We start from the raw sequence: 12,145 nt of genomic DNA, 5'->3' as shown, positions 1-12,145 counted from the left end.
GGATTGCTTCGCGGCTGATGAGAAATTGGTCCGCGAACGACGGCGCCACAATATCCTGCTATGCGGCGCGAGCGATCATCTTGACGATCTTTGGCCGACCATGTTCATTCAGACAATGTTCAAAGCCGCAAATACTGTGCAGATTAAAGTATCCATCGACGAGGTCGCACCGGACGCGTGGCGCCGTCTGGTCCTGCCGGTCCATTGGAACCTGGAGCATCTGCACTTCGGAATTCAGGCCGCGTTCAACTGGTGGAACTATCACCTCTATGAGCTCCGCATTGGCGGGCTCCGTTATGGGGACGTCGAGATCCTGACTGAGGATGCGACCGATGACGATCCTCGGGTCTTCGATCAGATCGAAGTTCGCTTGTTGGACTTCGAGCAAGGCTCTGTCTTCAGCTACCACTATGATTTCGGGGATGGCTGGCGACATACGATCGTGGTCGAGGAGTTCTTGACGCTCGCTGCGACGCCAAAACACGGGGGCTGTGTCGCCGGCGAAAGGGCGCGGCCGCCCGAGGATGTGGGCGGCGTATCGGGTTACGAGCGGTTCCTGGAGATCATCGCCGATCGGGACGATCCAGAATATGCCGAAACCATCAGTTGGTGCGGTGGATATTTTGATCCGGAATGGTTCGACCTTTCGATCGTGGACAAGGATGTCCGCAATGCTCTGCGCTCAAACGTTAAACGGCGCTTGTATCAACCGAAGCCGAAATCCGTCACGAAGAAATGAGTAGGCTAAATCTCTAGGTGAACGCCTTGAAAGGAAACGAACCATGGACGGGTGCGCCAAATAGCACAAGCATCTGAAAAGGCCACCTATGTGGATTTAAGGATCGCACTGGCTCAGATGGCAGCATCGTTTGCAGGGTTCACTCAGCGAGAGCTACTTCAACTGATCGTCTGATCGCCAATAGACTGCCTAAGCCTACGAACGTCGCGGACAGGCGGAGCTCCGAATTGCCGCAGATATTCCCGGCTGAATTGCGAGGCGCTTTCATAGCCCACCGCATAGGCGACGTCGGAGGCACTCCGGTCGCCGGCGAGCAGCAACTGCCGGGCTTCCTGAAGGCGTATCTGCTTCTGATACTGGATCGGGCTTAATCCGGTCAGAGCGATGAAGTGGCGATGCAAGCTCGCACGGCTCATGCCAGCAGCTTCACACAAAGCCTCGATCCGCAGCCGCCTGTTGCCATGGTCGCGGATCCATTCGACTGCGCGGCGGATGCCGCCGATCGCGCCTTCCGGGCGGGCGATGTGGCGCAACAGACGCCCCTGCGGGCCCTGCAGGAGACGATAAAGCAATTCGCGTTCGGCCATCGGCGCGAGCGCCGGAATGTCCGCAGGCGTGTCGAGCAATGCCAGCAGTCGCAGCAGCGTGTCGCGCAACGGCGGAGTCATCGGATTGATCGCGAGACCGCTGTCAGGCGTACCCGCATCGCGCACCGCCGGCATCGTCGATGCGACCTCGGCGAGAAGTGCCGGATCAAGGACTAACGAAATCGCCACATAAGGACTGCCGTCGTAAGCGTCATGGATCTGCCCGCTCAAAGGCAGATCGAGTGCGCTCACCAGATATTGAGACGCGTCGTAGCGCAGCAGATCGTCGTGGATGGCCACTTCTTTCGATCCCTGCAGAATGAAGCAGATCATCGAGCGGTAGAGACACGGCGAGGTTCCAGAGGTCGCGTGTCCTATACCGATTTCCAGGCGTGGGATTGGCGTGAGGGTCATTCCGGTCCGCCCGTGGCGGAGCGCGAGATCGCGAAGGGGATTTAGGGTGTCCGTCATGCCAGGGAGTATGACATCAATCTTCACGCATGCAAAGAGCCTGAGACAATCAGGCAAGCAATTGAGAGCATTAGGCGGGGCGTCGGGCACTGCAATCGCCTATTTGACTGACAGCCAAGGCGACGCTTCAGCAGCGTGCCATCCGATAATCAAAATCACAAGGAATGTAGCCATGACTCAGAAGATCGCACTCATTACTGGTGCCAGCCGCGGCCTCGGTCGCAACATGGCGCTGCATCTCGCCAGGCGTGGTGTGGGCGTCATCGGCACCTATCGCCAGGGCGCGGCGGAAGCCGATGCGCTGGTAAGCGAGATCGAGGCGCTGGGCGGCACAGCGGCGATGCTCGCGCTCGACGTTACCAAGGTGGCGAGCTTTCCGGCCTTCGCCGCATCCTTCGCCGAGACGCTCCGGAGCCGCTTCGGCAGCGACCGGTTCGACTATCTGGTCAACAACGCCGGTGCGGTCGTCCACGTGCAGGTAGCTGACGCCAGCGAGGAACAGTTCGATATGATGATCGACATGCACCTGCGCGGACCGGTGTTCCTGACGCAGGCATTGCTACCGATCATCGCCGATGGCGGACGCATCCTCAACGTCTCGACGGGCTTCACGCGCACGTCGATGCCCAGCTTCGGCCTCTATGCCGCGGCCAAAGCGGGGCTCGAGACGCTGACCCGGTTCATGGCGCTCGAGCTCGGCGCGCGGCAGATCCGCGCCAACGCCATCGCACCCGGCGCCATCGCCACCGATTTCGGCGGTGGCAGGGTCCGCGATGACGAACAGGCTCATGCCTTCGTCGCGAGCAAGATTGCGCTAGGCCGCGTCGGTCAGCCCGACGACATCGGCGGCGCGGTCGCAGCCATCCTGTCCGACGATTTCGGCTGGGCCAACGGCACGACGTTCGACGTGTCGGGTGGCCAGTCGCTTTGATCCGTCTTAAGCACATGGAGGCCCTGTTATGACAGAGCAAAACCTCACGCTCGTCAGCCACCCGCTGTGCCCGTTCGTTCAGCGCGCCGTGATCGTCCTTCTCGAAAAGGGAGTGGCATTCGACCGGGTCAACGTCGATCTATCGGCCAAGCCTGACTGGTTTCTGGTCCTGTCGCCGACCGGCAAGGTACCGGTGCTGAAGGTGGGCCAACTGAGCGGTGAGGAGGCAATCCTCTTCGAAAGCGTGGCGATCTGCGAATATCTGAACGAGACGCAGGGTGGCGCAGCGATGTATCCCGACGATGCATTGCTGCGTGCCCGGCATCGCGCGTGGATCGAATTCGCCACCCAGACCTTTGCCGAAGGCTGGCAGTTCCTCCACGCCAGGGACATGGCGATCGCCGACGTCAGGCGGGCCGCCTTCCGTGATCGGCTAAGCAAGATCGAGGCCGAACTGGGCGACGGCCCGTATTTCGCCGGGGCGGACTTTGGCCTGGTTGATGCCGTCTACGCACCGCTGTTCCGCTATTTCGGGATCATCGATCCGGAGGTGGCGGACCCGATCTTTGCTGGCCTGCCACGTGCGACGGCGTGGCGCGCGGCACTTGCCGAGCGATCCAGCGTCAAGAACGCCGTGATCGACACCTATCCCGACCTGTTTCGCGACCACCTGCGCCAGCAAGGCGCGATGATCGCGGCTTAACAACCAGAATTCCAAGGAGTGATATCATGACCGACCCATCCAATAGCGCGCTGATCCTGATCGAATATGTCAACGAATGGCTCTCCCCGACCGGCGGCATTTATCCGGTGTTTCAGGACCGGGAGCAGGTCGACACCGCTATCGCCAATTCGAAGATCATCCTCGAAGAGGCCCGTCGTCGCGGCCTGCACGTGATCCACGCAGCGCTGAAGTTCGAGCCGACCTTCAAGGTGCTGGGCGAGGCCAAGTACGGCCTGCGCAAGATGACGCGCGACCATAGCGCGTTCCTGGGCGAGCAGGCCGATTTCTTCCCCGGCTTCGAGCCGGCAGAAGGCGAGCATGTCGTTCGCGAGCGCGCTGGCGGCAGCAGCGTCTTCGTCGGAACCACGCTCGATGGCTACCTGCGCAACAACCGCATCGATGAGATCTACCTGTCGGGGTTTTCACTGCGCCAGTGCGTCGAGTCTTCGATGCGCAATGCCCATGACCTCGGCTACCACACCAACGTCATCTACGACGCCTCAGCCGGCTATACCCGCAAGCAACAGGACGACTTCGTGGCCGAGATCGCACCTTTCTACGCCAACGCGATCACCGCCCAGGAGTTCGTGGCGAAGACGTAATCCGCCGCGGACCCGGCTCCGTTATGGGGCCGGGTTTCCGTCGGTTGCAGATGCGAGACGATATGATGATCGGGGTGGTCACGCCGGGTAAGCTAAACGTCGGGAATCCATCCGCCTCGACGATCGCCGGCCTCTTTATGCCAGACCTAAGCCTAGTTACGGAATGATCTTGTCAGCGCGCAGTCGTCCGAACAGATCCAAGAAGGCGTCATCTGTCGCCTGATAATCAAGAAATCCTAGTTTCCGGCTTTTAGACATATCCGTCACCACCTCGATCGGTCGTCCGAGATCGGCATCCGTGTGCCACGGCGAGGCAAGACGGGAAAGATCGTTTTCCACAAGGCCGTAGCGGTCGGCAATGTCCCGCCAGATGGCAGCATCCTCGGCCGTCTGATCTTGAAGCAGTCTCACCACACCATCAAGGGACTCGAACCACAGGTCAAGTTCATCTCCGTCGACATTGGCGCCCAGCACAAACAACCGGCCTTCCTCGAAAAGAGCCCGTCTGGCGTTATTCCGCTCCTGCATCAGCGAAGCCACCGCATCACCGAATATCTTGATAATCTCGATGGTGATCCGCGACTAAGCCCTGCGTCAGGCGACGGCGCGCGTCGTCGCACGAGGTGGCGCACCCGCCGGTGCGCTCGCCGCATCGAGGCGCGCGATTTGCTCCGGTGAGAGCATCAGCGCTGCCGCACCGAGATTGCTCTCCAACTGCGCCAGCGAACGCGGGCCGATGATCGGCACGGCCCCATGGGTCATGGCCCAGGCGATGGCGACGCGGTCGGGACTGGCATCGGCCTCTTTGGCGACCTGCAGAACGGCGTCGATGGTGGCTGAGCGTTGTGGCGTGTTTTCGGCCTGGAACACGCGCCCGCCAAAGCCTTCGGCGCGCCCGGTCTCGCCCTTGCGATACTTGCCGGTCAAGACGCCGCCACCCAGCGGTGACCATGTCACGGCGCCGACCCCCAGCGCATCACAGGCGGGGAACACGTCGGCTTCCGGCTCACGATGAACGAGGCTGTGCTCGAACTGTGCGGCAGCGATCGGCACAGCGCGCGTCAATTCGGCTAGCGTTGCAGCACGCGCCAGTCGCCAGGCCGGGAAGTTGGAAAGGCCCGCGTAGAGGATCTTGCCGGCGCGGGAGAGATCATCGAGGCCGCGCACGATTTCTTCCATCGGTGTCAGTCCATCGGGATGATGCACCCAATAGAGATCGATCCGGTCGGTCTTCAGGCGGCGAAGGCTTGCCTCGACCGAGGCAACCATGGCCTTGCGGCTGTTGCCCTTCACCAGCCGATTGGCGTTTGGCGCAGCCCCATTGGTGAACTTGGTCGCGAGCACGAAATCCTCGCGCCGCCCCTCCAGCGCCTTGCCCAGAATTTCTTCCGACTGGCAAACTGATAGACGTCGGCCGAGTCGATGAAATTGCCGCCCGCCGCCGCATAGGCGTCCAGAATGGCCACGGCCGTCTCGGGATCGGCGCCATATCCCCATCCAGTGCCGAAATTGCCGGTCCCCAACGCCAGTCTCGACAGTTGAAGGCCCGTGCGGCCGAATGTCATGTGGTCCATCGCAAATATCCTTGTCGCTGCGGCGGTGGCGATCAAACGGCCCGGAAAGCCTTGGCTTTCGCCATAAAGGCGTCGTGATACTGGAAGATGCCGCCATGGCCTGCGTCGGGGTAAAGGACGAGCTCAGCTCCGGGGATGCGGCGCGCCAGGTCGGACGAGTTCTCGCTCGGCACCATGATGTCATGATCACCGTTCACCACGAGGACGGGCTTGTCGATGGTGTTCAACGGTTGCGGCGCCTGAAGGCCCCAGCCCTTGATCGTTTTCAGTTGACGCAGGAAGGCTTTGAGCGAGACCGCGTTGTCGCGATCCTTCGTGCGCTCTTTCAGTCGGGCGAGGACCGTCTTGGCCGCCCGCTTGCCCGCCACGCTCGACGTGAAGAAGAGATAGAATTTGGGGTCGCGGAAGGTCAGCAGGCCTTTGATGATGAGCGGCCACGACACCGGGCCGACCCGTTCGATTCCGGTTCCGCCTGCCGGACCCGTGCCGGCGAGGATGACGCGGCGGACAAGATCGGGTGCGTCGAACAAGATCTGCTGGGCGACGAAGCCACCGAGCGAGAAGCCGATCAGATCGATCGACGTCAGTCCGAGCGCGCGGATTGTGGCGATGGTGTCGCTCGCCATTTCGGCGATGGTCAGAGGGGCTGTGCCGCCGGACGCGCCGATGCCGCGATAATCGAGGGCATAGACCGTTCGATCGACAGCCAGACCCTCGACGATGGGAGGATCGAAATTGTCGAGGGTCGCGCCCCAGTGGTTGAGGAGGACCACCGGCACGCCGCCGCCAGGCCCGAGACGACGATAGGCGAAGCGCGTGCCGGCAGCCTCGACGTGGTGGGTGGGCGCCGTCTTCCAGTCTGCGTTGCGCGTGTGGGTGGTCATGATGGAATCCTTGTTTTGGGTATGGCGTCACTTCAGTGTGACGACGACCTTCCCTTTGGCGCGACCGGTATCGACATAGGCGAACGCATCGTTCAACTTCTCGAACGGGAATGTGCGATCGACCACCGGACGGATCACACCGTCTTCGATCAACTTCGTGATCCGCTCAAGCTGCCCTCCATCGGCGTGCATGAAGAGAAAGGAATAGTCGACGCCCGCGCGCTTCGCCTTGCGCCGGATGCCCGCGCTGAGGAGGCGCAGCACGAGCCGAAGCACCACGTTCAAGCCCTGGGCGCGCGCGAAAGCGGGATCTGGAGCGCCGGAGATCGAGATGAGCTTGCCGCCGGGCTTCAGCACCTTCAGCGATTTTTCCAGCGACGTGGCATCGAGCGTGTGGAGGACGAGGTCGTAGCCCGACAGCTCTTCCTCGAAGTTCTGGCTGCGATAGTCGATGACGACATCTGCCCCCAGCTCCTTCACCATCAGGATGTTGGCGGCACTCGTCGTCGTCGCGACGGTGACGCCGAGGTACTTGGCAAGCTGGATGGCGAAGGTGCCGACACCGCCGGACCCGGCATGGATCAGGACCTTCTGTCCCGGCTTGATCTGCGCGCGTTCGACCAGCGCCTGCCAGACAGTCAGCCCGATCAGCGGGATCGATGCGGCCTCGGCCATCGAGATACTGCCCGGCTTGAGCGCCAGATCGCTCTCGTTGACGACGATCCGTTCGGCAAAGGTGCCGATCCCTCCGTCACGGGGGCGGGCATAGACGGCGTCACCGATTTTGAAGCGCCGTACATTTGCGCCGACGCTGATCACGGTGCCCGCCAGATCGTGCCCAAGCACGAGTGGCGTCTTGTAGGGCAGCACCGGCTTGAACGCGCCGTCCCGGATCTTGGAATCGATCGGGTTGAGCCCTGCCGCGGCAATCGCAACCAGCACGTCATGGGGACCCGACACGGGTTCGGGCATGTCGCCCAGTCGCAACTGCTGTTTCTTGCCGTAGCGGTCAAGGATGAAGGCCTTCATGCTGTCTCTCTCATTTCTTTAAGAACTTGACGAAATATTTCAGGCATTGACGTCGACGACGGTGCGCCCTTGAACTTTACCTTCGAGGACCCGTCGCGCGACATCCTGCACATCGGCGAGGCCGACGACCGTCGTTGTGCGGGCGAGCTTCTCGAGATCGAGATCGCGAGCCAGACGCGACCATGCCTCGATGCGGACCTCCTGCGGCGCGTTGACGGAATCGATGCCGGCAAGCGTGACATTGCGCAGGATGAACGGCAGGACAGTCGTGGGTAGATCGAGGCCCTGGGCTAGGCCGCAGGCGGCCACAACGCCCCGATAACGGGTCTGCGCTAACACATTCGCCAGCGTATGACTGCCCACGGAGTCCACCGCACCGGCCCATCGTTCGCTCGCGACGGGCTTCCCCGGATCCGAAAGCGTGCGGCGATCGATGACATCGGCCGCCCCGAGTTCGCGCAGATAATCAGCTTCATCGCGACGGCCAGTAGAGGCGACCACGCGGTAACCCAGATCAGAGAGGAGCGCGATGGCAATCGATCCGACCCCGCCATTGGCGCCCGTGACGATGATATCTCCGCGATCGGGCGTGATGCCGCCATGTTCGAGGGCCAGCACGGACAGCATCGCCGTGTAACCGGCCGTGCCGATTGCCATGGCGTCCTTCGTGGAAAAGGGCTCCGGAATCTTGACCAGCCAATCACCGCTCAGCCGCGCCTTTTGAGCATAGCCACCATGGTGGACCTGGCTGAGGCCCCAACTGTTCGCGACGACCTTGTCACCCACCGCGATGCCGGAATAGGACGAGGCTTCCACCGTGCCGGCAAGATCGATGCCCGGGATCAGCGGAAACTGCTTGATGACGTCGATCCGGCCGCCGAGCGCGCCAGCATCCTTGTAGTTCACGGTCGAATAGTCGACCGCGACCGTGACATCGCCCGGCATCAGATCGACCTCTTCGAAGTCGACCACCCTCGTCGAGAGCTCTTCATTGTCTCGCGTGGCGACAAGTGCTTTGAATGACATTGGTACATCCTTTTTTCTTTTGCTGATCACCGCCCATGCTGATGACGAAGGCGTTGATCAGGTTGCCTCTATGGTGATCGAAGCACAGGGCCGGGCCAAACCCCGGCGCTGCACGATGGTCGCGTCAGCCGGAGACTGCGGGATAATCGGTGTAGCCCTCCGCACCGCCACCATAGATCGTCGCCGGGTTCATCTGGGCGAGCGGTTTTCCGCTTTTCAGTCGTTCGACAAGGTCGGGATTGGCGATGAAATGATGTCCGAAAGCGAACAGATCGGCCTTGCCTTCGCTGAGGCGCGACATCGCCAGTTCAAGGTCATAGCCATTGTTGGCAATGTAGGTTTTGCGGAAGCGCTGCCTCAGTGCGTCGAAATCGAACGGCGTCGCATTGCGCGGTCCGCCTGTCGCACCCTCGACGACGTGGATATAGGCGATTCCAAGACCGTCGAGCGCTTCCACGACATGGTTGAACTGCGGTTGCTCGTCACCCGACGGGACGATGCCGCCTGCCGGCGACACCGGCGAGAGACGGACCCCCGTGCGTTGCGCACCGATCTCGCTTGCCACAGCGGCGGGCACTTCAACCAGCAGCCGGGCGCGTTTCCCGCCCGAACCGCCATAGGCGTCCGTGCGGACATTGGCGGTTTCGCGCAGGAACTGGTCAAGCAGATAGCCATTCGCGCCGTGCACCTCGACCCCGTCGAAACCGGCCTCGATCGCATTGGCCGCAGCCTTGCGGAAATCCTCGCCGATGCCCGGTATCTCTTCCGCTCCGAGCGCGCGCGGCTCGGATACATCGGCGAAACCATTGTTCAAGAACGTCTTGGTCTCGGCACGGATCGCCGATGGGGCGACCGGTGCTTCGCCGCCATGAAGATCGACATGGCTGACACGGCCGACATGCCAGAGTTGCACGAAGATGCGGCCGCCCTTGGCATGGACCGCGTCGGTCACCTTGCGCCAAGCTGCGATCTGTTCGGGCGTATAGAGGCCGGGCGTGTCCTGATAGCCCTGGGCCTGCCGCGAGACCTGCGTCGCCTCGGTGATGATCAGCCCGGCGCTCGCCCGCTGGGAATAGTATTCCGCAGCAAACGGGCTAGGCACGAGGCCCGCACCGGCGCGGTTACGGGTCAAGGGCGCCATGACGATGCGGTTCGCAAGCACGAGCCCGCCAAGGTCGTAAGGGCTAAACAGATCGGTATCAGTCATTTTCTCAGTTTCCGTTCGAATGCGTTGAATGCGTTTGCGTAATTCTGTGGCTTCTCACGCGCTCGCTAGATAGCGATCGGCGGGCCGGGACTGCGCGAAACCGGGGATCATAACCTGACGCGCGGTCTCGAAAGTCGTCCATTGTTCCCCATCATGAAGTGGCGGGATGGTGACGGGCTCGCGGCGGTCGAAGCCGACCAACGCCGCGTCCACCAGATCGTCCACCTCCATCACGCCTGAAAGAGTGTCGACATCGACGCCCGCATGGCCCCAGATCTCGGTGCGGGTCGCTGCCGGAAGTACAGCCTGGACATAGACACCCTGGGACGCGAGCTGGAGGCTCAAAGCCTGGGAGAGATGCAACACGAAAGCTTTGGTCGCGCCATAGACCGGCATGCCGAATTCCGGCGCGAGGCCGACCACGGAGCCGATATTCACGATCGCGCCTTCAGCCGCGTGCGCAAGGCGGGGGGCGATGGCGCGGGCGAGGCGCACGAGCGCCGTCGTGTTGAGCGCCACCAGCCTGTCGATATCGTCAGCGGCTTGTTCGAGGAAGGTGCCCGCCAGGCTCGCTCCGGCATTGTTGATGAGGATTCCGATCCGCGCGTCATCGCGCAGCCGCGCCTCGACCGCTGCGCGCTCTGCCGGATTGACGAGATCCGCCGCCACGATATCGATCGTAACGCCGGTGTCGCGCCGCAGGCGATCGGCCAGCGTCTCCATCCGCGCCGTGTTACGGGCGACCAGCACCAGGTCATGACCACGGCGCGCGAAGCGCTCGGCGTAGGCGGCGCCGATGCCAGTGGAGGCGCCGGTAATAAGGACGGTTGGCTTGTCGGTCATGGCATTGCCCTTTCGTGGCATTGAAACTATATTCATGACGATTGTCATCATTGATCCTAAATATGATAGCTATCATCAAAATGTCAATAGCGAGCGGAGACCAGGCGAGATGAAAGTGAGTCAGGAGCAGAAGGCGCAAAACCGAGACCGCATTTTAACCGCGGCAGCGCGGCTGTTTCGGGAAAAGGGTTTCGATGCGGTCAGTGTGGCCGAAGTGATGAAAGCGGCCGGCATGACCCATGGTGGCTTTTATGGACATTTCCAGTCAAAGGACGATCTGGTCGCCCAAGCCATCGCTCATGCCGTCGGCAGCCAATCAGTGATCGACGACCTTGGCGTCTGGATCGACACCTACCTCTCCGAACTTCATCGTGAGCATCCGGACCTGGGCTGCCCAATGGCTGCCCTTGCGGGGTTCATGCGGCAGCAGGCCCCGGAAGCACGCGCGTCCATGGCACAGGTCCTCGCCTTGCAGATCAACATGCTCACCGATGTCATGCCAGGTGCCGACCCTGCCAAGCGGCGCCGGGCGGCAATTGGTAGCTGGTCCGCGATGGTCGGCGCCCTCATCCTCTCGCGGTCGATCGATGACCCCGCGCTGTCGGGCGAACTCTTGTCCGAGACCCGGGAATGGATCGGCGAAAAAACAATTCCCGGGAATGGTGAATGACATTGCGCCTCCCACTTGCCGGAGAGGGGCAGTGACCTGGGAGGTCCAGCGCTAGGTCTCGCATTGGGCGACGCACCCCGGTTCCGTGAACGATCTTGTAGCCCACCGCCTCGAAGCTGACAGCTGACTAATTGATCATTTGTCAGGCTCCTTCTCGCGAAGCCTGAACACGGGTGCGTCCTGAACCGTGGCTTGTGCAAAAGAGATCAAAGCCTTGATCACTGCTTATGGAACGCAGGTCAGCTCCGGGGTGTCGCTGGTTGGCGAAACCAGTCTTGCCCTGAAGGCGGAAGGCGATCGGCGACTTTGTCGTGGTGACCACCAATCCCTTCCAATTATTCGGATCCAAGCCGCAAATTCCGGTAGTTCTTAGTTTCCCAGGATCTTGCGACTGAACATCATTGGGACTGCTCGTTTGCTGAAGGTCGGCGTGTTCCGCGGATCATATGGCCATTCACCGCCAAACTGATACACCTCCACGTCGCGCTGGCCGTTAGTCCAGCAAAGAAAAAGCCCGACCGGTCACTGAAAAGTAACCAGCCGGGCAAAAAGCAGGGCCGGTTGGTTCAAAGCCCTGCGGGGAAATTGCAAGTGCGAAAAACAGGCACTCCAGTCGCGGCGTGCATAACTATCGAAATATCGCCAATGATCCGATGCTCCTGCTTCCTTTATCATCCCGGACCTGCAATCGGTTCTTGTTCTCAGTTGGAGGGCTGCCGCGATTGAATTTCGCACACGGGACAACGCGAGTCTTGAACGCTATAAACCTTCTGCGAAAAGTTCCAGCGCCGCGTATCGCCACACTCATGCTGGATTGCTGATCGTGTCGTCATTATCAGTCGCCCGGATTAGGAAACT

At 61.4% G+C, this 12,145-nt stretch carries 13 protein-coding genes and 1 pseudogene; 5 read left to right on the top strand and 9 right to left on the bottom strand.

The genetic code is table 11. The features are described from left to right. Positions 1-115: 115 nt before the first annotated feature. Positions 116-739 carry a plasmid pRiA4b ORF-3 family protein gene (locus tag ASB65_RS26205; RefSeq protein WP_060726008.1) on the top strand — a complete coding sequence of 208 codons (624 nt, stop codon included), beginning with the start codon at positions 116-118 and terminating at the stop codon, positions 737-739. 158 nt (positions 740-897) lie between these two features. Here ASB65_RS26205 and ASB65_RS26200 read toward each other — a convergent pair whose 3' ends face one another. Then, entirely contained in the window at positions 898-1,797 is a 900-nt protein-coding gene (locus ASB65_RS26200) for an AraC family transcriptional regulator (RefSeq protein ID WP_060725891.1), read from the bottom strand. Between the two features lie 172 nt (positions 1,798-1,969). Here ASB65_RS26200 and ASB65_RS26195 point away from each other — a divergent pair, with 172 nt between their 5' ends. From ASB65_RS26195 to ASB65_RS26185, 3 genes are read left to right on the top strand one after another with little or no spacing between them, the layout of a single operon-like run. Further along, on the top strand, positions 1,970-2,728 hold the full coding sequence (locus ASB65_RS26195) for an SDR family NAD(P)-dependent oxidoreductase (protein ID WP_060725890.1): 759 nt from the start codon (positions 1,970-1,972) through the stop codon (positions 2,726-2,728). 28 nt (positions 2,729-2,756) lie between these two features. After that, positions 2,757-3,431, top strand: a complete 675-nt coding sequence (locus ASB65_RS26190) for a glutathione S-transferase family protein (RefSeq protein WP_060725889.1) — start codon at positions 2,757-2,759, stop codon at positions 3,429-3,431. A 26-nt stretch (positions 3,432-3,457) separates the two neighbouring features. After that, positions 3,458-4,054, top strand: coding sequence for an isochorismatase family cysteine hydrolase (locus ASB65_RS26185; protein ID WP_060725888.1), 597 nt, complete (start codon positions 3,458-3,460; stop codon positions 4,052-4,054). A gap of 156 nt (positions 4,055-4,210) precedes the next feature. Here ASB65_RS26185 and ASB65_RS26180 read toward each other — a convergent pair. From ASB65_RS26180 to ASB65_RS26150, 8 genes and pseudogenes are all read right to left on the bottom strand, one after another. Then, positions 4,211-4,474 (bottom strand): annotated as a pseudogene (locus tag ASB65_RS26180) (NAD-dependent dehydratase); the annotation flags it as partial. A 174-nt stretch (positions 4,475-4,648) separates the two neighbouring features. After that, a complete protein-coding gene (locus tag ASB65_RS26175; protein ID WP_269085670.1) occupies positions 4,649-5,398 on the bottom strand; it encodes an aldo/keto reductase in 750 nt (249 codons plus the stop codon). Further along, positions 5,344-5,628, bottom strand: coding sequence for an aldo/keto reductase (locus tag ASB65_RS29140; protein ID WP_269085671.1), 285 nt, complete (start codon positions 5,626-5,628; stop codon positions 5,344-5,346). The genes ASB65_RS26175 and ASB65_RS29140 overlap by 55 nt, the downstream gene beginning before the upstream one ends. A 32-nt stretch (positions 5,629-5,660) precedes the next feature. Beyond that, on the bottom strand, positions 5,661-6,512 hold the full coding sequence (locus ASB65_RS26170) for an alpha/beta fold hydrolase (RefSeq protein ID WP_060725886.1): 852 nt from the start codon (positions 6,510-6,512) through the stop codon (positions 5,661-5,663). Positions 6,513-6,539: 27 nt separating this feature from the next. Further along, positions 6,540-7,541 carry an NADP-dependent oxidoreductase gene (locus ASB65_RS26165; protein WP_060725885.1) on the bottom strand — a complete coding sequence of 334 codons (1,002 nt, stop codon included), beginning with the start codon at positions 7,539-7,541 and terminating at the stop codon, positions 6,540-6,542. A 39-nt stretch (positions 7,542-7,580) separates the two neighbouring features. Next, a complete protein-coding gene (locus ASB65_RS26160) occupies positions 7,581-8,567 on the bottom strand; it encodes an MDR family oxidoreductase (protein WP_060725884.1) in 987 nt (328 codons plus the stop codon). Positions 8,568-8,691: 124 nt separating this feature from the next. Continuing rightward, complete coding sequence (locus tag ASB65_RS26155) at positions 8,692-9,774, bottom strand: alkene reductase (RefSeq protein ID WP_060725883.1); 1,083 nt, start codon at positions 9,772-9,774, stop codon at positions 8,692-8,694. A 54-nt stretch (positions 9,775-9,828) separates the two neighbouring features. Beyond that, entirely contained in the window at positions 9,829-10,617 is a 789-nt protein-coding gene (locus tag ASB65_RS26150) for an SDR family NAD(P)-dependent oxidoreductase (protein ID WP_060726007.1), read from the bottom strand. 109 nt (positions 10,618-10,726) lie between these two features. Between ASB65_RS26150 and ASB65_RS26145 the strand changes: the two genes are divergently transcribed. Beyond that, complete coding sequence (locus ASB65_RS26145) at positions 10,727-11,287, top strand: TetR/AcrR family transcriptional regulator (RefSeq protein ID WP_060725882.1); 561 nt, start codon at positions 10,727-10,729, stop codon at positions 11,285-11,287. The last annotated feature ends 858 nt before the right edge of the window (positions 11,288-12,145 follow it).

Origin of the sequence: Agrobacterium tumefaciens str. B6, from assembly GCF_001541315.1 — a bacterium.
Classification (GTDB): Bacteria; Pseudomonadota; Alphaproteobacteria; order Rhizobiales; family Rhizobiaceae; genus Agrobacterium; species Agrobacterium radiobacter.
This window is presented reverse-complemented; position numbering and strand designations above follow the sequence as displayed.